This is a genomic window from Gordonia sp. NPDC003422 (assembly GCF_053588675.1).
Genome location: NZ_JBSFQL010000017.1, coordinates 104266 through 130089, shown reverse-complemented (window position 1 = coordinate 130089; position 25824 = coordinate 104266). Strand labels below are relative to the sequence as shown.

The window sequence follows — 25824 nt, the reverse complement described above, 5'->3', positions numbered from 1 at the left end:
TTACGTCCTGCCATGATCCCTATCGTCCCTTCGCGCCCTCTTCAGGGCAATCAGGACTCTAAAACCAACCGGACCGGTTCATGGGGGACACGCCACCACCACAGCATGACTTCTTTGGCAGTGGGCTTGTACGAGTTCCGATTGCACGCTGCGATAAAGGCAAGCAGTTCATACTGTTCATCTGAAAGAAGGTTCACATCATGATGATCTCACTCCCCGGTGACAGGTCACCGAAAGTCGGCCATTCGGTTCTGCCGGTCCGGAGTAGAGGCGGGCCGACGCGTGTGAAGTGATCGCCGGCCTGCATGCGGGCCTGGGCTGCTGCAGTGTCGATATCCTCACCCGAACCACGCTCTATCGATTGTCGAGACCATCCCACCCACGACGACCCGGAGGCCACGCCCATGATCCTGCCGATCATCCTCGCGCTGTGTGCTGCGCTGCTGTTCGCCGTGGCATCGGTGTGGCAAGCGGAAGGTACGCGAGGCCTGCCGACGGAAGGTGCCACCGGAGCGGGTTTCCTGGTGACCCTGGCCAAACGCAGGACGTGGCTGATGGGTATCGGCGCAGACATTCTCGGCTTCGTCGTGCAGGCATGGGCGCTCGCGGTGGGCAGCCTCATGCTGGTACAACCCCTGCTCGTCAGCACCTTGCTGTTCACACTCCCGCTGGCCGCCATGTCCGAGAAGCGCCGTCTAGTTGCACGCGAGTGGTTCTGGGCCGCACTGCTTTTCGCGTCGCTGGTCGTGTTCATTGTGCTGGGGCAACCGACGAAAGGCATCGATGCCCCGGCGTTCGCGCACTGGATCATCCCGCTCGCCATCATCGTCCCGGTTGTGGCCATCTGCGTCGGCGTCGGATCCCGGCTGCCGCACGGGGTGTCGCGTTCGCTGACGCTGGCGATCGCCGCCGGTGTGCTGCTCGGGGTGTCGGCCCCGCTGACCAAGACGGCCATCTCCGCCTTCGACGACGGGCTCATGCACGGTCTGCTCGGCTGGGAGTTCTGGGCGATGGCGGTGGCCGCAACCCTGGGCACGCTCTGGCAGCAATCGAGCTATCAGGCCGGTTCGGTGCAGACCAGCCTCCCGACCGTCACAGTCCTCAAGCCGGTGGTGGCAATGGCGTTGGGGCTGACCATCTATCAGGAGGGCCTGCGGGTCGATACCGCGGGCGACATCGCCGTCGTCGCAGCGCTCGCCGTCATGGCAGCAGCGACGATCATGCTCGGACGGCTGTCGGGGCGGGCCGACGAACAGCCTGCCGACGCGACCGCCCGAAGCTACTCCGACATCTGAGCCGCGTACACCACTGTCTCCTCGGTACGACCCCGCAGCGACGTCGACTCCTGACGCTCCCAGCGTCGGGCTTCCTTCTCCGACGCCGCATCCACCGCCCGGCCCGACGCCAACGGCCGACTCGGGTCACGCTTGGCCAGCTCCGACAGTCGTGCGCTCTCGTTGACCGGGTCGCCGATCACGGTGTACTCGAATCGTTCTATCGCGCCGACGTTTCCGGCGACGACCGACCCGTGGCTGACGCCGATGCCGGCGGAGAGCTCCGGCACTTCGATGGCCAGGTCCGCGGCGATCTGCCGGGCCGCGGCCAGCGCGGCACCCGCGGCGTCGTCGAGGTCGATGGGCGCCCCGAAGATCGCGAGCACCGCGTCGCCCTCGAATTTGTTGACCAGGCCCCGACGGTTCTCCACCGACGCCACGATCACCGCGAAGAACTTGTTGAGGATCTCCACCACCTCGGTCGGATTGCGTTCGGCGGCAAGCGTTGTCGAGCCGATCACGTCGACGAACAGGGTTGCGACCGTGCGCTCGGTGCCGCCGAGTTCGGGGTCGGAGCTCAGCGCTGCCTCGGCGACGTCGTGGCCGACGTGCCGCCCGAACAGGTCGCGCATCCGCTCGCGCTCGCGCAGTCCACCGACCATCGTGTTGAAACCGACCTGGAGGTCACCGAGTTCGGTGCCGTCGTAGACGACGAGGTCGGCGTCGTCGAGGTTGCCCGACTGCACCTTGTTCATGCCCGCGCGGACGCTGCGGATGGGTCCGGTGATGCTCAGACTCGACAGAAAGGTGAGCAGCAGGCCCGTGAACAGTGCGACGAGGCCGAGCACCGTGACCCCGACGAACAGATCCAGTTTGGTGGTCTCGTCGCGAGCGAGTCCGAAGGCCACGAGAACCAGGATGCCGACGATGGGAATGGCCGAACCGATGAGCCAGGAGACGATGGCCCGGGAACGCACCCCGCTGCGCTTGCGTCGGCGATACCCGGCGGAGATGATGTCAGCCGCCACCGGCCGGAGCGTGAAGTCGATGAGCAGATACGCGATCGACACCACGACGACGCCACCGAGCCCGACCACGAGGAGAGCCTTCGGGATCAGCTGCGGGTCGACGATGCCGTACATCAGCGTGAACATCACGGTGGCCACCGCCCACAGCACTCCCTGAATGGCCGTGAGTCGCCACGGCACCCGCTGCGTCCGGCGTGCGTCTTTCGGAGTCGGCGGCCGGTCACGGATCGCCCACTGCAGATCCCTGACCACCACGACCGTCCCCCAGAGGATGCCGACCACAAAGGCGAGCGCGACGTAAACAGGTACCGCGATGAAGTTGACCCACCACAGTTCGGGCGTGAACACCGATGGCTGCGGGATCCCGACCGCCGTCAGCGACACCACCATGATCGCCCCGATGAGGTTGGCCACCACGATCGAGGCGGTCAGGAGGGTCTGAATGCGGACACGCTGCCGGAAGTTGCTCTCGTTCACCGATCCCAGCAGGATCGAGCCGTAGTCGCGGCTGCCCCGCTTGGCACGCATGGGTGCAAGCTTCTCATGCACCCCGACCCCACACCCGCATTAGCATGGGCACATGTCCGCGCCGAGGATCAGCGAGCGGCGCACCATCGTGAGCGAGATCGAATCCGTGCTGGCCCGCGCGCATTCCGACGGCACACGCGACGTACCCAGAACGCTCGTCATCGCCGCAGGCCCGGGCAGCGGCAAGACCCATACGCTGCGCGCGCTGACCGACGGGCTGGTAGGGCAGGTCCGGTTCGCGGGAGCCGACGAACTCTCGTGGCGACAGCCGTTCGGGGTGGCCGCCGACCTTCTCGGTGCCGAACTGCCCGCGCCGATACCCGAAGGGTTCGGCGACAAACCCTATGCGCTCGTCGACGCGATGTGCGCCGAGCGCCCACTCGTCCTGGTGCTCGACGACGCGCACAACGCCGACGCGGCGAGCCTCGAACTGATCTTCCGGCTCTCGGGCGCCGCACGCGATCTACCACTGGTGATTCTGCTCGGCCGCCGACACCTACCGGAGCGCGAACTCCTGGTCCGGCTCCTCGCCCGCCCCGGCGTGCACGAGTGGCAACTGCCGCCCCTCGCCGACGCCGAGCTCGATGCGCTGACCGTCGAATACCTGGGTGCGACGCCGGATTCCGCACTGCGGGCCCTGCTCTCGACGTCCGGCGGCAATCCCATGCACGCGATCTCGCTGTTGCGTTCGCTGGAACAATCGCACCGACTCGACATCTCGGACGGCGCCGCGTCCGTCATCCCCGGCACCGACGCCGACCTGGGCACCGAGACAACCGATGTCATCGCCGGCCATCTTGCGCTCCTCGGCCCCGACGCCCGCGCTCTCGCCCAGAAACTCGCGGTGTGGGGCGGTCCGGCAACGCTCGCCGACCTCGCCGCACTCGACGGTTCCGCTCCAGCCGCTCTCGTCGGCGCGGCGCAGACCGCCATCGACGCGGGCATCATCGGCACCGACGACGCCGGAGCCCTCGCCTTCACCCACGATCTCTACGCCGACGTCACCTACCGCCAACTGGACCCGACCTTGCGCGCGGTGCTGCACGACGCGGTGGCCAACCACCCGAGCGTCGCGGCGCAACCGCAGATGAGCGCTCACCACACTCTCGCCGCAGGCACCGACGAGTCCACGATCGCCGACGCGGTGCGCCGCGCCGAGATCGACCTGGAGAACACGCCCGCGGTCGCCGTGGATCTACTCGACAGCGTCGCCACCCGCACCGATGGTGGCTCCCCACCCCGAATGCACAGCGATCTTGCGATGGCCCTGGCGCGCTCCGGACAACTCGACCGGGCGTCGGACGTCGCAGCCGAGGGCCTCGCGCATGCCGCCGACATCGACGAGATCACCAATCTGCACAGCATCCTGCTGTTCGCTCTCATCAACAAAGGCGACACCGACCGCGCGTGCGAACTCATCGACGAGACTCTGCAATTGCCCGTCGGCGACGAGGTCACCGAGACCCTCCGCGATCTGCGCTCCTACAACCGCGTCCTCGACGGCAGCGAGCCGATTCCACTGTCACCGCTGTTCGACGTCGACACCGAGACGCAGACGCGGTCGGTGCCAGGCGTCGTCGGCGAGGGGTTGCGACGATTCCTCGTCGGCGACCTCGACGAGGCCCTGCGGCTGAGCTTGCTGGCGTCGCGCCGGGCCGGCGACGACAACGTCTCGGGGGTGTCGGCCAACTCGTCGGCCGACGTCTGGCCTCCGCTGATCGAATTGTTCGCGCACGGCCCCAACGCGGCCGCCGAATTGCTGACCGCGATGAGCCGGCTGCGCACCAGCAGGGCCGCCGACTGGATGACGTCGTATCACGAGCTGTCGCAGGGCGGAGTCGAGTTCTGGTTGGGGAACTTCGACGACGCGACCGCCACGTGGGAGACCGCGCTCGAGCGACTGTCGTCGGCCGACATGGGCTGGACGTCGTTGGCCGAAGGCGGACTGGCGATGATGGAGGTGTTTCGTGGCGACATCACGGCGGCCTCGACCCGCCTCGACGAGTGGGATCGCACATCCCTGCGCAATCAGTTCGGGATGCCCGAGGTCGAACGCGCCCGGGTGTTGCTGCTGGAATCCACCCGACGCCTACGACCGGCAGCCCAATTGGCAGCCGAAACCTGGACGCACGCTGAGGCGCTGCACCTCTACACCTGGCTTCCTGCCTTCGCGCTCGACTGCGCTCGCGTCGGCTCCCGCGCACGCGACAGCGACCTCCTCGACCTCGTCGTCCGCGGCCTCGACGCGATGCCCCACCCACCGACGCCCGCGATGGCTGCGGTGATCGAGGTGGCACACGCGATGCGGGCCGGTGACACAGCCGCCGTGATGACGACCGCGGAAATGGCTGCGGCACAACTCGCATCGTCGGGCAGCATGGTGTCGACCGCGTGCGCGCTCGAGGAGTCTGCTTGTGCTGCAGCACTTCTGGGCGAAAAGACCGCAGCCCGCGATGCCGCCGGGCGAGCGTTGACCCTGACCCAGTCGATGGGTGCGACGTCGATGTCGGCGCGGATCGCCTCCCGCCTGCGGCCGCTGGGATTGCGCATCGACCCCACCGCCGTGCGCGACCGGCCGCGGCATGGCTGGGAGAGCCTCACCAAGACCGAGGTCACCGTCGCCGAGCTCGTGGCGGCCGGGCTCTCGGGCAGCGAGATCGCCGCCCGGCTGTTCATCTCCCCGCGGACCGTGCAGACGCATGTGTCGCATGCGCTGTCGAAACTGGGGCTGCGGACCCGCGTCGAACTGGCCGCGTACGTGGCTGGCCGGTAATCGTGGTTGGCGGAGAAAAGTCCGTCATGACGCAGATGTTTGCGTCATCGGGAAACGCGAGAGTGGAGACACCAACAACAACCACCTCGTAGGAGAACCCCGATGAACGCAAAATCCATGATCCTGGGACTGGCCCCCTGGTTCGTCTTCAGCTTTGCCGCCGAACGCCTCGGCGCCGATCACGTCACACTCGCCGCGATCGCGGCCTGTCTCATCGCCTTCGGCATGACCGCCTACTCGGCAGCGAAGGGGCACGGCTGGAAGATCCTGGACGTGTCCGGGGTCGTCCTGTTCGGACTGATCGCCGCCGTCGGGATCGTCGGAAACCACCAGGTCGACGAGGCGCTGGTGTTCTTCGGACGTGGCGGCTCGGCCTTCATCCTGGCCGCGATCATGGCGGTCTCGGCGTTCACCATTCCGTTCACCGAGCAGTACGCACGTGAGTCCGTCGACAAGCAGTACTGGAATAGCCCGATCTTCCGTGCCAAGAACCGTCAGATCAGCCTGATCTGGGCCGGCGCCGTGGCCGCCATGGGTGTCTGCCACGTGATCGCCGGTGTACTGGCCGCCTCGGCCGACGTCGCGGGTGCCCATCCCGGCAACATCCTGCTGAACTGGGTGATCCCGATCGCGCTGATCGTGTTCGCCGTCAAGCGCACTCAGGCCATCGCCGAGGGCCCGACCGCCGCCACAGCACCCGCCCCCACTCGCTGACCCTCATCGTGGATTCGGAGACCATCATGACCACCGCACCGGCCCGCCCCGCACCCGTCGACCTCGCCCACCACAGCCACCTGACCGGGGTGAACGCACCCCAGCGCGAGGAGGTCGACGTAGCCGACCTCCGCATCACCGGAGAGCTCCCCGCCGATCTCGACGGCAGCTATATCCGCAACGGCCCCAACCCCCGCTTCGATCCGATCGGCTCCTTTGTCTACCCCATCGACGGCGACGGCATGGTTCACCGCCTCACCATCTCCGGCGGCCGCGCCGGCTACACCAACCGGTTCGTGCGAACATCAATGGTCGCGGCCGAAGAGGCTGCGGGACATGCCATCTGGTCGGGCATCACCGACGGCTACACACCGTCGGCCGAGGATGTCGGCGAACGGCTGGCGGGGACGGTGCGCGAGCTGCCCGACATCAACATCGTCCGCCACGGTGGGCGGCTGATGGCCATGGCCGAAGCCGATCAGCCGTATCTGCTGAACCCGAAAGACCTTGCGACGCTGACGAAGACCGACTGCGACGACGCCATGCGGGTCGGCAGCACCGCACACCCCAAGATCGATCCCGTCACCGGCGAGATGGTGCTCTTCAACTACACACTGGAGGCGCCATACCTCACCTGGTCGGTGGTCGGCGCCGACGGCCGGACCGTGCGGCCGCCGACCCCGATCGCCGGACTGACCGAACCGGTGATGATCCACGACATGGCACTCACCCAGCGATACGTCGTACTGTTCGTGTGCCCATTGATCTTCGACCTCGAAGCAGTGATGACGGGTGGTTCGCTACTGAGTTGGCGGCCCGACGACGGCACCCGGATCGCGCTGATCCCGCGCGATGGTGGCGCGGTCCGCTGGATCACCACCGAGCCGTTCTGGGTGTGGCATTTCGCCAATGCGTTTGATAGTGGGCCCGATGTGACCGTTGACTACGTCGAGTGGACCTACCCCAGCGGATTCACCGACCAGCCACGCCGCGCGGCGTCGACGATCACCCGTGCCGTGATCCACCCCGACGGGCAGATCAGCCGAGCGGTCATCAGCGACAACGCCATCGACATGGAGTTCCCCCGCGTCGACGACCGGCTACTGACCCGCGACCACCGTTGTATCGCGTCGGTGTCGAAGGGTCCGCTCGACAGTGGATCGCAGGACAGCCTGTGGTTCCACGACATCAACGCCGACCGCGAAGAATGCTGGAGCCCCGGTGTCGCCATCGGCGAACCCATCTTCATGCCCGGCACCGAGCACGACTACTGGGGCGCGATCGGCACCGATCCTGCCGACATGCGTTCGTATTTCTACGTTCTCAGCGCCGACGACCCGGCCGCCGGACCGCTCGCCACCGTCGACCTCCCCATCCGCGTCCCAGCCGGACTGCACGGGGCGTGGCTGCCGAACAGCGGCTAGACGATGGCCCGACGCACAATCGTCTGATCGCGCCCCGGTCCGACGCCGACGCACGAGATGTGTGCTCCGGCAAGATCTTCGAGTCGGAGGATGTAGTCTTGCGCGTTCTTGGGAAGTTCGTCGAAGGTGGTGCATTGCGAGATGTCTTCCCACCAGCCGGGCATCTCTTCGTAGATGGGCTTGGCGTGGTGGAAGCCGGTCTGGGTCATCGGCATGTCTTCGACACGTTCCCCGTCGACCTCGTAGGCCACGCAGATGGGGACGGTGTCGAGGCTGGAGAGCACGTCGAGCTTGGTGAGGAAGTAGTCGGTGATGCCGTTGACGCGGGTGGCGTAGCGCGCGATCACCGCGTCGAACCATCCGCAGCGACGAGCGCGACCGGTGGTGACGCCGACCTCGCCGCCCGTCTTCGCCAGGTAGGCACCCCACTCGTCGAAGAGCTCGGTCGGGAACGGCCCCGACCCCACGCGCGTGGTGTAGGCCTTCAGGATGCCGAGCACGGTGGTGATCTTGTTGGGGCCGATGCCCGCACCCACCGCAGCACCACCGGCCGTCGGGTTCGACGACGTCACATACGGGTACGTGCCGTGGTCGACGTCGAGGAGCGTGCCCTGCGAACCTTCGAGCAGGACCGTCTCCCCGGCTTCGAGGGCCTGGTTGAGCAGGAGTCGGGTGTCGGCGATGCGGTGCTTGAATCCCTCGGCCTGCGCCATCACCTCGTCGACCACCTGCGCGGGCTCCAGGGCCCGCCGGTTGTAGATCTTCACCAGGATCTGGTTCTTGAGTTCGAGCGCGGCCTCGACCTTCTGGGCGAGGATCTTCTCGTCGAGGACGTCGGCGACGCGCACGCCGACGCGGGCGATCTTGTCCTGGTAGCAGGGTCCGATGCCGCGTCCGGTGGTGCCGATCTTCTTGTTGCCGAGGAAGCGTTCGGTCACCTTGTCGATGGCCACGTGGTACGGCATCAGCAGGTGCGCGTCGGCCGAGATCATCAGGCCGGTGGTGTCGACGTCGCGTTCCTCGAGTCCGCCCAGTTCGGTGAGCAGCACACCGGGGTCGACGACCACGCCGTTGCCGATGACGTTGTTGACGCCCGGGGTGAGGATGCCGGACGGAATCAGGTGCAGAGCAAAGGTCTCGCCGCTGGGCAGTACGACGGTGTGCCCGGCGTTGTTGCCGCCCTGGTAGCGGACAACCCAGTCGAGTTTGCCGCCGAGCAGGTCGGTGGCCTTCCCCTTGCCCTCGTCGCCCCACTGGGCTCCGATAAGCACGATCGCGGGCATGTCGGGTGCTCCTTCGATGTGACGCGCTGAACAACCTGACCAACACTACTGGTTCTGGCCGGTGGATACGCTATCTGCGTGTCGTTCGTGCTCATCACCCAGGCCTGGCGGTCCGACGACAAGAAGGCCGCACAGGCTGCCGTCGCCGATGCTCTGGCCGACGCCGAGGTCAGCCGGATCATCGTCGAACCGCGGGTTGCCGACCGTGTCGCCCCGACCATCGCCGACGAGGCCGACGCCTTTCTCGCACAGATCATCGCCGCACTGATGGTCGCCGAACGTCTCGACGTCGAGGTCGCGTACGTTCCGGCCGAGGCCACCACCGCGACCCGTCGCTACGGCCTGCCCCATGGGCCCGCCGCCCGCGAACTCGCCGAGCACGGGACCGCGCAGGCGATCCCCCTCATCCGCGACGACGCCGCGACGGTCGTGGTCGGCCGGGCGCGCCACCTCGGTGCGGAAGGGGCGAAGTTGCACGGCGAGACCTACGTCGACAACGACCGACTCTTCGACGGCGAGGTTCGCAGCATCCGCATCGAACCGACCCTCGACGAACCGGGTGTGCGCGCCCAGGTGGAACGCCTGCTGCTGCCCGGCCGTTGGTTCCACGGACGGGCCGCGCAGACCGGCGGCACCAACGTCGTGGTCGAACGGGAGGGCATCGTGAATCCGCGCGTCGTGAAACGGTCGACGTTCTATCGCCACCACGTCGACCTGCTGTTGGTCCGACCCTCTCTCGCACAGCAATGAGCGCGACTCCGATCCGGCCGGGCATGCGCGACATCGCCCGCGCCGTGAGGCCCGGCCCGATCTTCCTCGGGTTGATCGCGGCGGCCATCCTGGGCGGCTGGATGTGCGCGCAATCGGAGGCCGGACGCAACGGCATGGCGATCGGCGGAACGTGGCTGCTGGTGTTGAGCGGCTGGATGATCTCGCTGTGCCTGCACGAGTTCGCGCACGCCGTGACCGCATTCCGGTTCGGTGATCGCAACACCGAGACCCGCGGCTACCTCACGTTGAATCCGTTGCGCTACGCCCATGCCGGCCTGTCGATCGTGCTGCCGCTGCTGTTCATCCTGCTCGGCGGCATCGGCTTTCCCGGCGGTGCCGTCTACGTCAACCAGGCCGGGTTCACGCGGGCGCAGCGCACCATCGTGTCGCTGGCCGGTCCGGCGACCAACCTGGTTCTCGGCGCCCTGCTCCTCGGACTCGTCCGCTTCCTCGGGTCCGACGCCGACTACGGCACAATCGGCGGCTTCCTCGTCGCGGGCACCGACGGCCTCAACCTGTGGGGCGCGTTGTCGATGTTGGCGTTCCTGCAGATCACCGCGGCCGTGCTGAACCTGCTGCCGGTGCCCGGGTTCGACGGTTACGGCGCCATCGAGCCCTACCTCGCCGACAACACCCGACGCTCGGTCGAGAAGATCTCCCCGTACGGGTTCCTCATCGTGTTCGCGCTGCTGTTCATCCCGGTCCTCAACGAGGCGTTCTTCGACTTCATCTACTGGCTGTTCGGTCTCTCCGGGGTGCCGTCGGTGCTCGCATCCCTCGGCTGGAACCTCTTCATGTTCTGGCGCTGAAGGATTGGGCCGAAATGCTCTGATCTCGCGCTCGCCCGGGCAATAGTGTCGAGGGAGACCATTCAAGGAGGCACTAGTGAGCACCCACGACATCCGCATGGTCGTCTTGTCGACGGACAATCTCGACGAGTCGATCAACTTCTACAGCGAGACCCTCGGGATGGGACTGAAGTTCCGCGACGGCGCCCATTTCGCGGCACTCGACGGCGGATCCATCACCCTCGCCCTCGCCACCGCCGTCGACCACCCGATCCACGGGCAGGTCGTCGTCGGGATCAAGACCGACGACGTCGACGGTGCAGCGAAGGCCATCGAGGCGAGCGGCGGCGGGATCGTCAAAGGCCCGTACGACGACGCGCATGAACGCCGTGCCGTGGTCTACGACAACAAGGGCAACGGCCTGGTCTTCTACAGCCCACTCCATCGCTGACGCTTCCGGGACCCTTTCCGCCCGCGCCCACCGACCCCAGCCTGCGGGGAATCTGTACGTAGGAGGCCGACCAAGTGGACTGTGCACTTGGACGCGCTCCCAGGTACAGATTCCAGCGAGCATCGCTCGACATTTCTAGAACACGTTCTAGTATTGCGCCGTGGACATGACCAAGAAATCAGTACTCGTGACCGGCGGCGGTAGCGGAATCGGCGCCGGCGTAGCGGCGAACCTCGCCGAGTGTGGCGCGGCGGTGACGATCGTCGGACGCGACGCCGACCGGCTCGACGCGACCGCTGACCGCATCAACCAGAACATCGGCCGTTCGGCCGTGCACTGCCACGCAGCCGACGTGACGGACGAAGATCAAGTCGCCGCGGCCGTGGCATCCGCAGTCACTCACGGCGACGGCCTCCACGGCGTGCTGGCGTGCGCGGGCGGCAGCGAGACCATCGGCCCGATCACCCAGATGGACACCGAGGCGTGGAAACGCACCGTCGACCTCAACGTCAACGGCACCATGTTCACCGTCAAACACAGTGCGCGTGAATTGGTCCGATCTGGCGGCGGCAGTTTTGTCGCGATCTCGTCGATCGCCGCGAGCAACACGCACCGATGGTTCGGGGCCTACGGCGTCACCAAGTCGGCGGTCGACCATCTCGTCGAGCTGGCCGCCGACGAACTCGGCGCGAGTTCGGTGCGCGTCAACGGGATTCGGCCGGGACTCATCCGCACCGACCTCGTCGCACCCATTCTCGGCGACGAGACGCTGAGTGCCGATTATCGAGGCGCGACGCCACTGCCGCGGGTCGGCGAGGTCGAGGACATCGCCTGGCTGGCAACGTTCCTGCTCAGCGATCACGCGCGCTGGATCACCGGGCAGGTCATCAACGTCGACGGCGGCCAGATGCTGCGTCGCGGACCGGATTTCAGCTCGATGCTCGAGCCCCTGTTCGGCGCGGACGGCCTGCGCGGCGTGGTCGCTGCCACCGAATGACTGCTCAGCGGAACGGCAGGAAGTAGTCGTCGAGGGTGACCAGACGCAACTTTCGGTCGCGAATGATCTCGACCAGCTCGTCGTAGACATGCGTCACCGGCCTGCGGTTGGCATGCCCGATCACCACCGATTGCGGTCGAAAGTACTTGCGCGCGTTCTCGATCAGGATCTTCTCGGTGATCACGCGGGAGTCCTCCAACGTCCCGTACCAGACGGTCGACGCGGGATATCCGACGTCGGCGGCGACCGCGTCGACCCGATTGGTGCGACGCCCATACGGCGGCCGATAGTACGGCGATCCGTCGACCCCAAAGGTGTTGCGCAAGAAACGTTTCGTCTTCTGCAGTTCGTCGACGATCACCGACTCGGGCACCCGGGTCAGATTGGGATGCGTCCACGTGTGATTGCCGAGCTGGATCTGGCCCGAGTCGACGAGCCGACGCAGCCGCACTCGGTGGTCTGTCCAGCTCGGATATGAGCCGGTGACGAAGAAGGTGAACCGCGCGCCGGTGTCCTCGGCGAAACGGATGTAGGACTCCACCACGGCGGAGTCGGCGCCGTCGTCGATCGTGAGCGCCATGTGCCGGCCCGGCCCGGGCAACGCCTTGATCGGATTCGGCGGCAAGGGTCGGCGGCTCTTCACGTCGGGCGGCAGCAGTCCCGCAGGCGACGGACGCTCACCGGGAACGGCCTGGGGCACCCCGGGGAGCGGTGGGAGCGAGAGGGGCGGCAGCCCGGGCAGTCGAATGGTCGGGCCCGGTTGAGCGGATGCCACCGGAGCCGTGACGCCCAGCGCGGTCGCGGTCCCGGCGGCAAGCACGGTCAGGAATTGGCGACGATCCATTCGAAAATGGTAATCCCACTCGTCACTTTAGTCACTTCAGTCACAAGCGACGGTAGCGCGTCACCAGGTCATTTCCTCCCGACAAGCGCGTTGCTGGGTGACCGGATCCACCTGGACCGTCGCGTGGTCGAGGCCGTACCGCGCGAGAACCGCCTGCGCGGCCGGCAGCACCTCGGCGTTGGGATGACTGCTACCGAGGTGAACGGTGGCGACGTCCATACCGGTCGTGAGTGACCATACGTGCAGGTCATGTACGTCGTCGACGACGTCGAGCGCAGCCAGGTCCGCTCGGAGCGCCTCCACGTCGACATGCGCGGGAGCCTGCTGGTTGAGGATGCGCAGGGCATCGGTGGCGAGCCGGACCGCACGCGGCACCACCCACAGCGCGATGAGGACGGCGACGATCACATCCGCGTAGCCCCAGCCGGTGGTCATGGCCACGACTCCGGCGATGAGCACCCCGACACTGCCGACGGCGTCGGCCAGCACCTCGAGATAGGCACCGCGCACCGCGATCGATTCCTTGGCGTCGGCCTTCAGCAGCAGCATGACACCGAGGTTGACCGCGAGACCGATGATCGCGACGATCACCAGTGTCAGGCCAGGAACCTCGGGATCGGTGCCGATGCGTCGCACCGCCTCGTAGAGAACGAAGGCGGCAACGCCGATGAGGAGCACGGCGTTGGCGACCGCGGTGAAGACCTCGGCGCGGTACCAGCCAAAGCTGCGTGCGTCGGTCGTTCGGCCATGGCGGGCCAGCAACAACGCCGCCAGGCCCATCATCAGGGCGACCACGTCGGTGAGCATGTGCCCCGCGTCGGCGATCAGGGCCAGCGAGTTGACCACGATCCCGGTGATCAGCTCGATCACAAAGAATCCGCCGATCAGCGCGACAGCAACCGCCATCGGCCAGATCCTGCGGCCGCTCGCCGACGTCGGCGTTGGTCCGTGTGAGTGCGAATGCCCGTGTGAATGACCCATAGCCAGCTCAATATATGCATGAGTTCGCATGCATTGCAATGATTGGAATTAGGTCTACCTAATTCCGACAGTGATCATCGCAGCGTCGCGACCGCCGACGATCGTCGCAGTCCGGCAACCATCAAGAGGTCGACGAGCAAGGATCGGATCTCGGCCAGCAAGGCCGTCTCCGACAGATCCGCGCCGGCCGCGAGTTCTTTACGGGCCTTGCGCACGATCGTCCGCAGCACCCGGGCGGCGTCGGCCTCGTCGGGCTCCTCCCCCGGATCCGCCATCATCATCTTGCGCAGGATCTCGAAGGCACCCGAGAGGTCCGTGATGATCTCGACCATCTCGGGACGCACCGTCTCGCCGCGCTGCACCTTCGACAACGAGCGTCGCGCGATGATGCGAAAGTTGCGGACCGCGTTGTCAATGGGATCGGCGGTCGCCGAGATGCGTTGGATACGCAGCCGCGACGTCCAATACAGCGGCGACACCCGCGTCACCTCACGGCCGCCACGCATGTCCGAACGCATCGTGTTGATAGCGCCCTGTGTGCCACGCGCCGTCTCCAGCGCCGCCGCCACCTCTTCGGCATTGCCGGTACTGAGGCCGACGGCAAGTTGCCGAGCGGCGTCGCGCACGGTCGCGAGCACTCCGGCGGCATCCCGCCGGGCCCGCGTCGCCGGATTGACCGGGAGCAGTGCGCCAACCAGGATGCCGATCGCCCCGCCGATCAGGGCGTCGATCGCGCGATGGAATCCGGCGACCCCGCCCGGCGGCAGCAGCGTCGCCACCAGCACAGCCGACGACGCCGCCTGCATCGGGATCAGCGGTCCGTCGTCGAGGAACACCGCCACCGCCATCGCAAGCGCGACCACCACCACGATCTGCCATGTTCCCGACCCGACCTGGGAGATGAACACGTCGCCGACGAGGATGCCGATCGTCACGCCACCGACGAGTTCGACCGACCGCCGCCAACGCTGGCTCAGCGACAGTCCCAGCGAGATCACCGCCGCAATGGGCGCGAAGAACGGTTGCGGATGGCCGAAGACCTCGATCGCCACCCACCACGCGGCACCCGCGGCGAGCGAACACTGCGCGATCGGCACAAACGACAGCCACAACCGCCGAAGTCGCTGCCGCAGCGGGGCGGGCAGCGAGTTGAAATGCCTGCGCAGGCGTGCGATCACACCAAGCCGAGGTGCGCGGCGGCGCTCGGATCGCTGTCGTTGAGCAGGTCGAGGCAGCGCAGGTACTCGTCTTCTTCGCCGATGGCCTGGGCCGCACGGGCCAGCACGCCGACCGCACGCAGAAAGCCTTGATTCGGTTCGTGCTTCCACGGGACCGGGCCGAAGCCCTTCCAACCGTGGCGTCGGAGCTGGTCGAGCCCACGGTGGTATCCGGTCCGGGCGTAGGCGTATGCCTCGATCACCTTGCCGAGGTCCACGTCGTCGCCGGTTCCCGCGGCATCGATGGCGGCCTCGGCCAGGTACGCCCAGGCGATGGACGCAGTGGGATGCGCCGCCGCCACCTCGGCGGGTACCGCACCATTGAGTAGGTCAGATTCGGCCTCGTCGTCGCCGGTGAGCAGTACCGGCTGTGGGCCCAGAAGATCTCCGAATGACGTCACGTCTCCATTGAATCATCGCCTCAGGCGAGGATGGACGAGACCAGGACTAGCCGATATGTCCGGAATCGACCGAACGCCCGAGTGCTGTATCGGGGGTCCATTCGCTAGGGTGAATGGCGCAATCGCTCCCGGCCGGTCGGCCGAACTGTCAGCGATGGTCGACGACGAGTGTCTAATCAGAGACGCGTGAAAGCGGGGTGATGAGGTCATGTCCAGACCCGGCGAGCCAAAGACGGCTGTCACCAAGGCCTTTGCCGCGATCCGGCGTTACGGTGAAGATCGACGCGCGCGCCGCAGGAGCGGACCCCCCGACCCAGCCGGGCGGCGTACTCAGGCTAGCGCCACCCCCGGCACACCTGCTGCCGACACACCGGACGCCGGCGTGTCGACGTCGCCGTCGAACGGCCCGTCGGCGGCGGAGACCGTGCAATTTGTCACACCGGGCTCACTTGATCAGAGCACCGACCGCAGAGAGGGCAACGACCCAGCCGTGGAAGATCCCACCCAAACCGACTTCGCCCCGGACAACACCGCTGACACCGACACCGCGCACGAGGAAAGCGCGGCGCCGACCGAGCGCCGGGACTCCGGGAACAAGCAGGACTCGGGGAACAAGCAAGATCCGGCTCCGGCACCGCCGAAGCCGAAGGGTGGACGCGGCATCGATGGCGCGACCCAGGTCATCCGCCGTGAAGACATGCCCGACACCAGCGACCTCCAGGACCTCGACGACATCGACCCGGTCGCCGCGAGCACCGACGACACCGGCGACACCACCGACGACGAAGAGTCGGCGGCGCCGGCCCGTCTGGGACCGAGCGACTCGAAGACCACGGTGATCCGGCGTGAGGACATGCCGGATACGAGCGACCTCGAGGACCTCGACGACATCGACCCGATTGCCGAGAGCGCCGACGACGCCACCGACTCGGAGTCGGACTCGGACTCCGGCTCGGGCTCGAAGGTCGCGGGTGCTGCCGGCGTTGCTGCTGTTGCCGGAGCCGCCGGTGTTGCTGCCGCGGTCGCGTCGAAGGACGACGAAAGCGATTCGGCAGCAGCAGAATCCGACGTTCCCGAATCGGAATCGGAGGAGCCCGCCGCAACAGAGTCCGACGCAGTAGAGGCCGACGCAGCAGAGGCCGATGCAGCAGAGGCTGATGCCGAGCCGGTTGCCGACGAGCCCGTTGCCGAAGAATCGGTCGCCGATGAAACAGTGTCGGAGGAGCCTGCCGCCGAGGATTCCGTCGCGCACGACCCGGTCGCAGAAGATTCCGCCACCGAGGAATCCGCCACCGAAGAACCCGCTGCCGAAGAACCCGCTGCCGAGGACGACGGTGCCGCCCAAGAATCGGCGGAGGACACCTCGGGAGCAGAGGCCGAGGCGGCCGAGCCCGAGGCAGAAACTGCGGCAGACCTCGACACTGCCGAACCCGAGGCAGACGACGCCGCAGCTGTCGACACAGAATCTGACGCCACCGAGACCGTCGACTCGGAAGACACAGACGCCACCGATGCCGATGCCGGCGCGGATGCGAAGACCGCGGTCATCGCACTCCCGGACACCGCAAAGGCGGATACCACCCCCGCGGACAGCGCAGCGACCGACACCACCGAGGCCGACGGTCCCGCCACGGAAGCGATCGCCGACCCGTCCGGTTCGGACGCCAAGACCGCGGTCATCGAGCGCCCGCAGCCTGCGCGCGTGGACACCAAATCCGACACCCCGGCGGTCGCCGAATGGTCGACCGTCGCACACGAACCGCAGGTCATCCAGGGCGCCAAGCCGGAAGAGAAGAAGGGTCGGGGCCGGCTGATCGCCGCGGCGGTGGCCGCCGTCGTGATCGTCGTGGCCGTGGTTGGCGGCATCTTTGCGTTCATCAGCCTCCGCGAGCCCGCCCCGGCGGACGAAGCGGCCGAGGTGGCGACCCAGTACACGACTGCGCTGTCGAACGGTGATCTCACCACTCTGGTCGAGATCACCTGCGGCACCGACCACGACTTCTTCGCAAGTCAGGATCCGGCGGCCTACCAGCAGACCTTCAACTCACAGAAGGCGCGCAACGAACTCGTTCAGTTCGGCGAGATCAGGGCGGTCCGCGTCGACGGCGACCAGGCCGTCGTCGAACTGCCCGCGGCTCCGGGCAACCGGCCGCAGGAGCAGGAGTTGGTCACCATCAACCTGCAGAAGTCGGGTGACGACTGGAAGGTCTGCGCGCCGCAGTGAACCGTGCCGCACCGAGTGGAGGCGACCATCGCTTCCCGGCGCAGCCCGGGCGGCCGGTGAACCCACACCCGGGCCCGGCACCAACATTCACGCCGCGGACGTTCACTCCGCCGGCGTTCACGGCGCCACCCCCGCAGTCGACGTGGCAAACACCCGCGCCGGCCGCCCCACCGCGACCGCCCTCCCGCAACGCACGATCCGCCCGCGTCCGAGCATCGCGCCCCAAGAAGCGCAGGATCGAACCCGAGGTGATCATCGCCGGCTTGGTGATGATCGCCCTCGCGCTCGCCGTGATCGTCGGGCTCATCGCGCTCTGACTTCGTCGGCAAACGCGGAGTCGAGAAGAGCGGCCAAGAAAGTGGGGGAAGAAACTTCTTCCCCCACCCTTGGTGTCCTCCCCCAGAAATTTCTAGCGGAAGACTATGAACCCCGGGGAAGAAGTTCTTCCCCTAGATTTTGCGGTCGCCCCGCTGACGCATTTTCCCAGCTCAGCAAAGCGGCAACCGGACATCAGGTCCGTATGAAGTTGTGCCCGGATACCGGGCACAACTTCATACAGATGAGATCGAGCGCGTCAGGCGCTGATCGACTTGCCGACCGACTTGAGGTCGGTGCAGGCCTCGACGACGCGCTCGCTCATGGCGGCCTCGGCCTTCTTGGACCAGACGCGCGGGTCGTAGGTCTTCTTGTTGCCGACGTCGCCGTCGACCTTCAGGACGCCGTCGTAGTTCTCGAACATATGCCCGGCGATCGGTCGCGTGTAGGCGTACTGGGTGTCGGTGTCGACGTTCATCTTCACCACGCCGTAGCTCAGCGCCTCTTCGATCTCACTCTTGAGCGACCCGGAACCGCCATGGAAGACGAAGTCGAACGGCTTGGAGCCCTCGGCCAGGCCGAGCTTCTTCACCGCGACCTCCTGGCCGGCCTTGAGCACGTCGGGGCGCAGCTTCACGTTGCCGGGCTTGTACACGCCGTGCACGTTGCCGAAGGTCGCGGCGAGCAGGTACTTGCCCTTCTCGCCGGTACCCAGGGCGTCGAGGGTCTTCTCGAAGTCCTCGGGGGTGGTGAACAGTTTGTCGTTGATCTCGGCCTCGACACCGTCCTCTTCACCGCCGACGACGCCGATCTCGCATTCGAGGATGATCTTCGCGGCGGCCGCCTTGGCGAGCAGATCCTGCGCGATCTCCAGGTTCTCCTCCAGCGGCACCGCGCTGCCGTCCCACATGTGCGACTGGAACAGCGGGTCCTTGCCCGCGTCGACGCGCTCCTGGGAGATGGCCAACAGCGGACGGACGTAGGTGTCGAGCTTGTCCTTGGGACAGTGGTCGGTGTGCAGGGCGATCGTCACGTCGTACTTCGCGGCGATCACATGTGCGAACTCGGCGAGGGCAACCGCGCCGGTCACCATCTCCTTGATACCGAGGCCCGAACCGAATTCGGCGCCACCGGTCGAGAACTGGATGATGCCGTCACTACCGGCATCGGCGAATCCTTTGATCGCGGAATTGATGGTCGACGAGGAGGTGCAGTTGATCGCAGGAAATGCGTACCCACCCTCCTTGGCCTTCTTGAACATCTCGGCGTACTGATCGGGGGTGGCAATCGGCATTTCTCACGTCCTCCAACCGGGTGGGTTTTCACGCTTTGCGAGTCGGTTACTCCTGTTCAGTATGGCAAGGCCGCGGGGGTCTCGTGCACCGGACGTCGGACCCGGCGCAGCCCGGTGTCAGGAAACACTCAGATCTTCTCGGTATCCTCGGGTTCCGTGACGAACTTCGCGATTGACGCAAACACGACAAACCTGGCATTGCTGCCCGGTTTCCTCGACCCCGTCAACCTGCTGAACTCGTTCGGCACCTGGATTCTGGCCGGCCTCCTGATCGTCGTCTTCGTCGAATCAGGACTGCTCTTTCCCCTGCTCCCCGGCGACTCACTGCTGTTCACCGCTGGTCTGATCGTGGCCGCGAAGTCCGCCGAGATCGAACCGTTCGCACCGCTGTGGGTGCTGCTCGTCACCATCCCGATCGCCGCCTTCCTCGGTGATCAGGTGGGGTATCTGATCGGCAACCGGGCCGGATACTCCCTGTTCAAGCCCGACGCGAAGGTGCTCAAAGAGAAATACATCATCGAGGCGCACGAGTTCTTCGAGAAGCACGGCCCCATCACCATCGTGTTGGCGCGGTTCGTCCCGATCGTGCGCACCTACGCCCCGCTCGTCGCGGGTGCGGCCAAGATGCGGTACCCCGTCTTCCTCACCTACAACGTGGTGGGCGCGATCGCCTGGGGTGCCGGGGTGACGCTGCTCGGCTACTTCCTCGGGCAGATCGCCTTCATCCGCGACAACGTCGACTACATCTTCTTGCTCATCGTGTTCGTGTCGGTGCTGCCGATCATCTCCGAGGTCGGCAAGCGGGTGATCCGCAGGCGGCGGGCGGTCGTCAAGGAGCCACTCGACACCGACGACGCCGTGACCGTCGACTCACGATAGCCACCGTTGCGGCTCGCTCTCAGGCTGACCGCGTAGCCTGATGAGCCGTGACGTCCACAGCTCTAGCCGAGACCACGACAAACGTGGCTCTCATGCCCGGCTTTCTCGACCCGGTGACCCTCCTCGGATACTTCGGCGGTTTCGCACTCTGGGGTCTGCTCCTGGTGATCCTGATCGAGTCGGGCGTGTTGTTCCCGGTCCTACCAGGTGATTCGCTGCTCTTCGTGGCAGGCATGGTGGTCGCCGCCGGCGGCAAGGACGGGATCGAGAGTTTCGCCACACTGTGGCAGCTGCTGATCCTCATCCCGATCGCCGCGATCATCGGCGGCCAGATCGGCTACTGGATCGGCCGCTTCGTCGGCACCGAGATGTTCAAGCCCGACGCCCGATTCCTCAAGGAGCGCTACCTCACCGAGGCGCACGAATTCTTCGAGAAGCACGGCCCGATCACCATCTTCCTGGCCCGGTTCGTGCCGATCGTGCGCACGCTCGCCCCGATCGTCGCCGGCGCGGCCCGCATGAAGTACTCGATCTTCTTCATCTACAACGTGGTCGGCGCCATCGTCTGGGGCGCCGGCATCGTGCTGCTCGGCTACTGGCTCGGTCGCTTCGAGATCGTCCAGAAGCTCATCGAACCAATCTTCATCCTGATCGTCGTGCTGTCGGTCGCCCCGATGTTCTACGAGTGGTACCGACGACGTCGGGTGGCGAAGCGGGAAGCCGCAACGACAGTCGAGACGCCGGCACCGACCGAGGAACAGACCGACACTGTCTGATCCGAAGAGATCGGTGACCACCGCGCTGAACTGGGCAAATGGGGTAGTGCCGTGCCCCCAAAATCTAGGGGAAGAACTTCTTCCCCGGGGTTCGAAGTCGTCCGCGAGAATTTTCTGGGGGAGGACTCCAGGGGTAGGGGAAGAAACTTCCTCCCCTACTTTTGTGGGCGCATGTTCTTGGCGTCGCGTTCGGCGGAACGCGACGACGGTGACTCAGATCGGTGACTGAGATCGGGCCCGTCAGCGTCCGCTTCCGGGAAATACCCGGAGGACCACCCTCAGGGGCCCGATCCTGGCCACCGGTTCGTGTGAGCCGGCGGTCTCTCGTCATCGTGCCGTCGTCAACGCCTCAGGTTGGCTCCGTTTCCACGGTTCAGGCTCAGGCAGCGGCCGCGCTCACCACGCCTGCCCGAGATCGGCGTGTTGTCGAATCCAGGAGTGCATGGCGATCCCGGCGGCGACGCCGGCGTTGATGCTGCGCGTCGAGCCGAACTGGGCGATCGACACGGTGAGGTCGGCGGCGGCCTGGGCGTCGTCGCTGACACCCGGTCCTTCCTGCCCGAACAGCAGCACGCAATCACGCGGCAGTTCAACGGTTTCCAACGGCAGTGCACCCGGCGTGTTGTCCACCGCCACCACCGTCAACCCCGAATCACGAGCCCACGCAATCAGATCCGCCACCGTCTCGTGATGCATCAGATGCTGATAGCGGTCGGTGACCATGGCGCCGCGACGATTCCACCGGCGTCGTCCGACGATGTGGACGGCGGCTGCGGCGAACGCGTTCGCGGTGCGGACCACGGTCCCGATGTTGGCGTCGTGGGCGAAGTTCTCGATCGCGACGTGGAACGGGTGACGACGGGTGTCGAGGTCGGCGACGATCGCCTCACGGGTCCAATACCGGTACGCGTCAACCACATTGCGGGTGTCGCCCTCGTCGAGAAGCGTCGGGTCGTACCGGTCGTCGGTGGGTGGCGGCGAATCATGTTCGGCCGCCCAGGGACCCACGCCTACCGCGGGGCCGGCCTGCCACTCGGTCGGGCCTGGCTCCCCGGAAATGTCAGGCAAGACCCCAGAATCAGACAAGGCCGAGGTCGCCCAGGCCCAACAGCGACCGATACGGCACGCCGAGTCCGGTGATCACGGCGTCGGCTCCGGTGGCGCGGTCCACGACGGTGGCCACGCCGACGACGGTCGCCCCCGCCTCACGCGCCGCCTCGACCGCCGCCGACGGCGACGCGCCCGTGGTGGACGTGTCCTCGACCACCAGCACCCGACGACCGGCGATGTCCGGTCCCTCGATGCGGCGTTGCATGCCATGGGTTTTCGCGGCCTTGCGCACCACGAACGTGTCGATGGCCCGACCGTCGGCATGCATGATCGAGGTGGCCACCGGATCTGCCCCGAGCGTCAGACCGCCGACCGAGTCGTACTCCCAGTCCGCGGTCAGTTCCCGCATCAGCCGGCCGATGAGCGGCGCCGCCTCGTGATGCAGGGTCGCGCGTCGGAGGTCGACGTAGTAGTCGGCTTCCTTGCCCGAGGACAACGTCACCTTGCCGTGCACCACGGACAGTTCCTGGACGAGGGCGGCCAGCCGCTCACGCGCCGACTGATCCACAGCGGGAGAAGACGAACCGGGGACAGAAGACATGACAGGAACTCTCACTCTCGGCCGGATGGCGGGTCAGTCGCGACTGTGACGATTTGGCCGCTCGATCCCGGGGTCGCTGTCAGAGCCACGCTCCCGGCGGACCGGCATGGGACTCAGCCCGCGAGCGCCACGGGTCGGCGTCGTGCCCGTCGCAGGGCTGGGTGCCGGTGCGGGCGCAGGCTGCCGGGGCTGGGCGGGCCGCCGATCGGGGTTCGGCGCAGCAGCCGGGTTGGGTGCCGCTTCCCCCCGTCGTCGGCGTTCCTTGTCCCGCATCGACTCGGTCTTCTCGTCGGCGAGTTCGGCGCGCGTCGGGCCGTGCGGGTCCCGGGGATCGGGGGTGTCCTGGGGATCGCGGACCGGCGGCAGGACGCGCAGCAGGTCGGCGAAGCGGCGCACAACTTCCAGCCCCGCGTTGAGGTGAGCAGCGTCGTTGGTCAAGGGCATCGAGCCGAGCGCCCAATTGCCCTCGTTCCAGAGCACCTCGACATACGCCGGCGCCTTGTTCGCCAGGGCGACCATGCGCCGGTCACACACCCTTCGGGCGACGTCAAGGTTGTTGGAGAACATCACGCGCGGACCCATCGCACCGAGCAGTTCGACGTCCTCTTCCATCGGGGCGAGTACGTCCTCGTGGCGCAGGTCGATCACCACTGGCGACGGCCCGGACCTGCGGACGGCGACCACGGTGGACGTGTCGACCAGGTCGAACACCACCGCTTCCGCGCCCCCGTAATGCCCGTATGCAACATCGCGAACCGCGACATGGTCCGGAACGTTCATCGTTGCGCGGTGAAAGACCTTGCGCAGCTTGGTGTCCGACTCACGGAACTTGAACTCGTGCTCGTCGCCCCACACCGCGCGCTGGTGACGCGCGACGTTGGATCGCTGCCGGTCCAGCCACAGCAGGACGACCGCGCCGGCGAGCGCCACGGCGGCTATGACGAAGTAGACGATGGTGGTCATCGCGCTACAGCCTACTATCGGCAGGCCAGCCACCGTGCTGCGTGACCCGCCACCGGCGTCGAGCGGGTCAGCGGGTCACGTATCCGCGCGCCTTGTCGACCACGTTGACCAGCGTCGACGCGAGGTCCGATGCGTCGGAATCCCGATATTTGCGCAGGTTGACGAGGATCTGGTCGGCCAGTGAGTCACGCCACCCCGCCACGTCGCCGCTCATGTGCGCCGAGATCGAGACTCCGGGCATATCCCACAGCGGACTGTCCTCGGCCAGCGGTTCGTCGTCGAACACGTCCAGCGAGGCCGCTCCGAGCGCACCCGAGCGCACCGCATCCACCAGTGCGGATTCGTCGACGAGCTGCCCGCGCCCGACGTTGACGAGGTGGGCGCCGGATTTCATGGCCCCGAGTACCCGCGCGTCGACCATCCGTTCGGTCTGCGGTGTGAGCGGCGCGACGAGGATGACGTTGTCGAAGGCGCCGATGTGATCGGCGAGGTCGGATGTGGCGATCACCTCGCCGAAGTCGGGGTCGCCGGTCCGTGCGACGCGGCCGGCCCCGGTCACCGACACCCCCACCGCCCGCAACAACCGGGCGATGGCACGTCCGATACCGCCCGTTCCCACCACGAGCGCCGACGTCCGATGCGTCGCGACCGTCTCCCGATGCCGCCACACGTGGTCACGCTGAAATCCCATCGATTCGTGTAATCGCTTGTCCCGAGCCAGGATCGAGCCCAGGACGAACTCCGCAATCGGGCGGTCGAACACGCCGCTGGCGTTCGTGACCACCACCTCGGAGGTCACCAGATCGTCGAAGAGCAGCGAGTCGACACCGGCCGCACAGACGTGCACCCAGCGCAGCGAGTCTTTCGCCACGTCCCAGTTGTCGACGAGGCCGCGGGAGAAGAAGTCCCACAGGACAAGGATGTCGGCGCCGGACAGGGCGTCGGCCAGTCCATCGGCGGTGCAGTGCCGGATGTCGGCGAGTTGGTCCAGCTCGGCCAGGTTGTAGGGCGGCGGCACGTCGTCGGCGCCGAGGAAGACGAGAACGGGATATGCGTCGGAAGCCATCGGCATCCACCCTATGCGTCCAACATTGACAGCATTCTGTCAATTATGACAGAATGCTGTCATAATCAACCGAAACCTCAGGAGGCTCCCGATGCATACCGTCCATCTCGCGCTCTACGAAGGCCTGGCCGACTGGGAGTACGGATATGTCGCCGCGGGCATCAACAATCCGGAGTTCCAGCGCGCGCCGGGGACCTTCGAGATACGTACCGTCGGCGTCACTCGCGATTCCGTCACGACCATCGGCGGCGTGCAGATGACTCCCGGGCTGACGCTCGGCGAGGTCGATCCCACCCAGAGCACCATGCTCGTTCTCCCCGGCGCGCAGAGCTGGGATGGCAACGACCCCTTCGTCGACGCCGCGTTGCGTTGGAATGCCGCAGGAGTGCCCGTCGCCGGGATCTGTGGTGCGACGCTGGGTCTCGCCCGCGCCGGACTGCTCGACCATCGACGCCACACCAGCAACGCACGGGAGCAACTCGCACCGACCGGATATCAGGGCGCCGAGCATTACGTCGACGCTCCCGCCGTCACCGACGACGGCATCATCACCGCCGCGGCTGTGGCACCGGTCGAGTTCGCACGCGAGGTGTTCGCCCTGCTCGGCATCTACGAGCCCGCGGTGCTCGACGCCTGGTGGCAGCTGTATGGCAAGAAGGATCCGGCCGGCTTCTACGCCCTGGCCGAGAACTGACGCGCGTGTCCGAACATCAACGACTGCTGTCCGACGCGGCGCTGACCGCGTTCCACCTGAACGGGCAGTTCCTCGCTCTCGCCGACGAGCTCGCACGTCCCGCCGGCCTGACGGCAACACGGTGGCAGGTTCTCGGCGCGGTCTTGGACACGCCTCGCACGGTGTCTGACATCGCCCGCGTCATGGGTATCACACGCCAGAGCGTGCAGCGCACGGCCGACATCCTGGTCGACGACGGACTGGTTGCCTACTCCGACAACCCCGCCCACCGCCGCGCGAAACTCGTTGTCGCCACCGACGTCGGACGCGCGTCGGTCGAGGCCATCACACCTGGTCATCGGGCTGCTGCCGACCGCCTTACCGCCATGCTCGGCGCGGAACAATGGGAGTCGATCATCGACGGAATGCATGCGCTGAGCCGGGCCCTCGACAGCCTCTGACCTGGCCCTGCGAGACGAACCTGTCTAATTGTTGACAATCCGACAAAC

Annotated in this window: 25 protein-coding genes; 14 read left to right on the top strand and 11 right to left on the bottom strand. The window is 66.6% G+C overall.

Annotated elements, in window-relative coordinates:
* Positions 1-404: 404 nt before the first annotated feature.
* Positions 405-1295, top strand: a complete 891-nt coding sequence (locus tag ACWDTF_RS15785; protein ID WP_449754637.1) for a DMT family transporter — start codon at positions 405-407, stop codon at positions 1293-1295.
* On the opposite strand, the gene ACWDTF_RS15780 is transcribed toward ACWDTF_RS15785, so the two are convergent.
* A complete protein-coding gene (locus tag ACWDTF_RS15780; protein WP_449754636.1) occupies positions 1280-2830 on the bottom strand; it encodes an adenylate/guanylate cyclase domain-containing protein in 1551 nt (516 codons plus the stop codon). The genes ACWDTF_RS15785 and ACWDTF_RS15780 overlap by 16 nt on opposite strands.
* A gap of 52 nt (positions 2831-2882) precedes the next feature.
* Between ACWDTF_RS15780 and ACWDTF_RS15775 the strand changes: the two genes are divergently transcribed.
* The 3 genes from ACWDTF_RS15775 (at position 2883) to ACWDTF_RS15765 (ending at position 7741) form a co-directional block, all read left to right on the top strand.
* Positions 2883-5603: a LuxR C-terminal-related transcriptional regulator gene (locus tag ACWDTF_RS15775; RefSeq protein ID WP_449754635.1), complete on the top strand. Its 2721-nt coding sequence runs from the start codon at positions 2883-2885 to the stop codon at positions 5601-5603.
* Positions 5604-5705: 102 nt separating this feature from the next.
* On the top strand, positions 5706-6317 hold the full coding sequence (locus ACWDTF_RS15770; protein WP_240859340.1) for a hypothetical protein: 612 nt from the start codon (positions 5706-5708) through the stop codon (positions 6315-6317).
* A gap of 26 nt (positions 6318-6343) precedes the next feature.
* On the top strand, positions 6344-7741 hold the full coding sequence (locus tag ACWDTF_RS15765; RefSeq protein ID WP_449754634.1) for a carotenoid oxygenase family protein: 1398 nt from the start codon (positions 6344-6346) through the stop codon (positions 7739-7741).
* On the opposite strand, the gene ACWDTF_RS15760 is transcribed toward ACWDTF_RS15765, so the two are convergent.
* On the bottom strand, positions 7738-9024 hold the full coding sequence (locus tag ACWDTF_RS15760) for an adenylosuccinate synthase (RefSeq protein ID WP_240859344.1): 1287 nt from the start codon (positions 9022-9024) through the stop codon (positions 7738-7740). The two genes, ACWDTF_RS15765 and ACWDTF_RS15760, sit on opposite strands and share 4 nt — an antisense overlap.
* Positions 9025-9102: 78 nt before the next feature.
* Between ACWDTF_RS15760 and ACWDTF_RS15755 the strand changes: the two genes are divergently transcribed.
* The 4 genes from ACWDTF_RS15755 to ACWDTF_RS15740 all read left to right on the top strand — a co-directional run bounded on the left by ACWDTF_RS15755 (position 9103) and on the right by ACWDTF_RS15740 (position 12031).
* Positions 9103-9774, top strand: a complete 672-nt coding sequence (locus ACWDTF_RS15755; RefSeq protein ID WP_240859346.1) for a hypothetical protein — start codon at positions 9103-9105, stop codon at positions 9772-9774.
* A complete protein-coding gene (locus ACWDTF_RS15750) occupies positions 9771-10604 on the top strand; it encodes a site-2 protease family protein (protein WP_449754633.1) in 834 nt (277 codons plus the stop codon). Before ACWDTF_RS15755 ends, ACWDTF_RS15750 begins: the two co-directional genes overlap by 4 nt.
* A 76-nt stretch (positions 10605-10680) precedes the next feature.
* On the top strand, positions 10681-11034 hold the full coding sequence (locus ACWDTF_RS15745; RefSeq protein WP_240859350.1) for a VOC family protein: 354 nt from the start codon (positions 10681-10683) through the stop codon (positions 11032-11034).
* A 166-nt stretch (positions 11035-11200) separates the two neighbouring features.
* Positions 11201-12031: an SDR family oxidoreductase gene (locus tag ACWDTF_RS15740; RefSeq protein ID WP_240859352.1), complete on the top strand. Its 831-nt coding sequence runs from the start codon at positions 11201-11203 to the stop codon at positions 12029-12031.
* Positions 12032-12035: 4 nt separating this feature from the next.
* Here ACWDTF_RS15740 and ACWDTF_RS15735 read toward each other — a convergent pair whose 3' ends face one another.
* The 4 genes from ACWDTF_RS15735 to ACWDTF_RS15720 all read right to left on the bottom strand — a co-directional run bounded on the left by ACWDTF_RS15735 (position 12036) and on the right by ACWDTF_RS15720 (position 15474).
* Positions 12036-12875, bottom strand: a complete 840-nt coding sequence (locus tag ACWDTF_RS15735; protein ID WP_355279540.1) for a polysaccharide deacetylase family protein — start codon at positions 12873-12875, stop codon at positions 12036-12038.
* Between the two features lie 60 nt (positions 12876-12935).
* A complete protein-coding gene (locus ACWDTF_RS15730; RefSeq protein WP_240859356.1) occupies positions 12936-13856 on the bottom strand; it encodes a cation diffusion facilitator family transporter in 921 nt (306 codons plus the stop codon).
* 74 nt (positions 13857-13930) lie between these two features.
* On the bottom strand, positions 13931-15034 hold the full coding sequence (locus tag ACWDTF_RS15725) for an FUSC family protein (RefSeq protein WP_240859357.1): 1104 nt from the start codon (positions 15032-15034) through the stop codon (positions 13931-13933).
* On the bottom strand, positions 15031-15474 hold the full coding sequence (locus ACWDTF_RS15720) for a DUF3151 domain-containing protein (protein WP_240859359.1): 444 nt from the start codon (positions 15472-15474) through the stop codon (positions 15031-15033). Before ACWDTF_RS15720 ends, ACWDTF_RS15725 begins: the two co-directional genes overlap by 4 nt.
* 490 nt (positions 15475-15964) lie before the next feature.
* Here ACWDTF_RS15720 and ACWDTF_RS15715 point away from each other — a divergent pair, with 490 nt between their 5' ends.
* Both ACWDTF_RS15715 and ACWDTF_RS15710 read left to right on the top strand, forming a co-directional pair.
* Positions 15965-17698 (top strand): Rv0361 family membrane protein, encoded by a 1734-nt coding sequence (locus ACWDTF_RS15715; protein ID WP_449754632.1) that lies wholly within the window; start codon positions 15965-15967, stop codon positions 17696-17698.
* Positions 17695-18015, top strand: a complete 321-nt coding sequence (locus ACWDTF_RS15710) for a hypothetical protein (RefSeq protein ID WP_433256406.1) — start codon at positions 17695-17697, stop codon at positions 18013-18015. The genes ACWDTF_RS15715 and ACWDTF_RS15710 overlap by 4 nt, the downstream gene beginning before the upstream one ends.
* A gap of 257 nt (positions 18016-18272) precedes the next feature.
* Here ACWDTF_RS15710 and fbaA read toward each other — a convergent pair whose 3' ends face one another.
* Complete coding sequence (gene fbaA, locus ACWDTF_RS15705; RefSeq protein WP_240859365.1) at positions 18273-19307, bottom strand: class II fructose-bisphosphate aldolase; 1035 nt, start codon at positions 19305-19307, stop codon at positions 18273-18275.
* A 156-nt stretch (positions 19308-19463) separates the two neighbouring features.
* Here fbaA and ACWDTF_RS15700 point away from each other — a divergent pair, with 156 nt between their 5' ends.
* Together ACWDTF_RS15700 and ACWDTF_RS15695 are read left to right on the top strand one after the other, a co-directional pair.
* Positions 19464-20186, top strand: coding sequence for a VTT domain-containing protein (locus ACWDTF_RS15700; protein WP_240859367.1), 723 nt, complete (start codon positions 19464-19466; stop codon positions 20184-20186).
* A 47-nt stretch (positions 20187-20233) separates the two neighbouring features.
* A complete protein-coding gene (locus ACWDTF_RS15695; protein ID WP_240859370.1) occupies positions 20234-20962 on the top strand; it encodes a DedA family protein in 729 nt (242 codons plus the stop codon).
* Positions 20963-21358: 396 nt separating this feature from the next.
* Here the strand turns inward: ACWDTF_RS15695 and ACWDTF_RS15690 are convergent, their stop codons facing one another.
* From ACWDTF_RS15690 to ACWDTF_RS15675, 4 genes are all read right to left on the bottom strand, one after another.
* Positions 21359-22030 carry a TrmH family RNA methyltransferase gene (locus tag ACWDTF_RS15690; protein WP_240859372.1) on the bottom strand — a complete coding sequence of 224 codons (672 nt, stop codon included), beginning with the start codon at positions 22028-22030 and terminating at the stop codon, positions 21359-21361.
* A 10-nt stretch (positions 22031-22040) separates the two neighbouring features.
* Complete coding sequence (gene pyrE / locus ACWDTF_RS15685) at positions 22041-22613, bottom strand: orotate phosphoribosyltransferase (protein WP_240859374.1); 573 nt, start codon at positions 22611-22613, stop codon at positions 22041-22043.
* 33 nt (positions 22614-22646) lie between these two features.
* Positions 22647-23576: a type III secretion system chaperone family protein gene (locus ACWDTF_RS15680; protein WP_240859377.1), complete on the bottom strand. Its 930-nt coding sequence runs from the start codon at positions 23574-23576 to the stop codon at positions 22647-22649.
* A 67-nt stretch (positions 23577-23643) separates the two neighbouring features.
* Positions 23644-24642 carry a D-2-hydroxyacid dehydrogenase gene (locus tag ACWDTF_RS15675; protein WP_240859379.1) on the bottom strand — a complete coding sequence of 333 codons (999 nt, stop codon included), beginning with the start codon at positions 24640-24642 and terminating at the stop codon, positions 23644-23646.
* Between the two features lie 91 nt (positions 24643-24733).
* On the opposite strand from ACWDTF_RS15675, the gene ACWDTF_RS15670 reads away from it, so the two are divergent.
* Both ACWDTF_RS15670 and ACWDTF_RS15665 read left to right on the top strand, forming a co-directional pair.
* A complete protein-coding gene (locus ACWDTF_RS15670) occupies positions 24734-25336 on the top strand; it encodes a DJ-1/PfpI family protein (protein ID WP_449754631.1) in 603 nt (200 codons plus the stop codon).
* Between the two features lie 5 nt (positions 25337-25341).
* A complete protein-coding gene (locus ACWDTF_RS15665; RefSeq protein ID WP_240859382.1) occupies positions 25342-25776 on the top strand; it encodes a MarR family winged helix-turn-helix transcriptional regulator in 435 nt (144 codons plus the stop codon).
* Positions 25777-25824: the final 48 nt, after the last annotated feature.

What these genes read in the sequence shown, in the direction of transcription:
- ACWDTF_RS15740 (WP_240859352.1), top strand. Translation starts at nt 11,201, where the DNA reads ATGACCAAGAAATCAGTACTCGTGACCGGCGGCGGTAGCGGAATCGGC.
- ACWDTF_RS15750 (WP_449754633.1), top strand. Translation starts at nt 9,771, where the DNA reads ATGAGCGCGACTCCGATCCGGCCGGGCATGCGCGACATCGCCCGCGCC.
- ACWDTF_RS15735 (WP_355279540.1), bottom strand. Translation starts at nt 12,875, where the DNA reads ATGGATCGTCGCCAATTCCTGACCGTGCTTGCCGCCGGGACCGCGACC.
- ACWDTF_RS15680 (WP_240859377.1), bottom strand. Translation starts at nt 23,576, where the DNA reads ATGACCACCATCGTCTACTTCGTCATAGCCGCCGTGGCGCTCGCCGGC.
- ACWDTF_RS15780 (WP_449754636.1), bottom strand. Translation starts at nt 2,830, where the DNA reads ATGCGTGCCAAGCGGGGCAGCCGCGACTACGGCTCGATCCTGCTGGGA.
- ACWDTF_RS15675 (WP_240859379.1), bottom strand. Translation starts at nt 24,642, where the DNA reads ATGGCTTCCGACGCATATCCCGTTCTCGTCTTCCTCGGCGCCGACGAC.
- fbaA (WP_240859365.1), bottom strand. Translation starts at nt 19,307, where the DNA reads ATGCCGATTGCCACCCCCGATCAGTACGCCGAGATGTTCAAGAAGGCC.
- ACWDTF_RS15775 (WP_449754635.1), top strand. Translation starts at nt 2,883, where the DNA reads ATGTCCGCGCCGAGGATCAGCGAGCGGCGCACCATCGTGAGCGAGATC.
- ACWDTF_RS15760 (WP_240859344.1), bottom strand. Translation starts at nt 9,024, where the DNA reads ATGCCCGCGATCGTGCTTATCGGAGCCCAGTGGGGCGACGAGGGCAAG.
- ACWDTF_RS15785 (WP_449754637.1), top strand. Translation starts at nt 405, where the DNA reads ATGATCCTGCCGATCATCCTCGCGCTGTGTGCTGCGCTGCTGTTCGCC.
- ACWDTF_RS15770 (WP_240859340.1), top strand. Translation starts at nt 5,706, where the DNA reads ATGAACGCAAAATCCATGATCCTGGGACTGGCCCCCTGGTTCGTCTTC.
- ACWDTF_RS15670 (WP_449754631.1), top strand. Translation starts at nt 24,734, where the DNA reads ATGCATACCGTCCATCTCGCGCTCTACGAAGGCCTGGCCGACTGGGAG.
- pyrE (WP_240859374.1), bottom strand. Translation starts at nt 22,613, where the DNA reads ATGTCTTCTGTCCCCGGTTCGTCTTCTCCCGCTGTGGATCAGTCGGCG.
- ACWDTF_RS15730 (WP_240859356.1), bottom strand. Translation starts at nt 13,856, where the DNA reads ATGGGTCATTCACACGGGCATTCGCACTCACACGGACCAACGCCGACG.
- ACWDTF_RS15765 (WP_449754634.1), top strand. Translation starts at nt 6,344, where the DNA reads ATGACCACCGCACCGGCCCGCCCCGCACCCGTCGACCTCGCCCACCAC.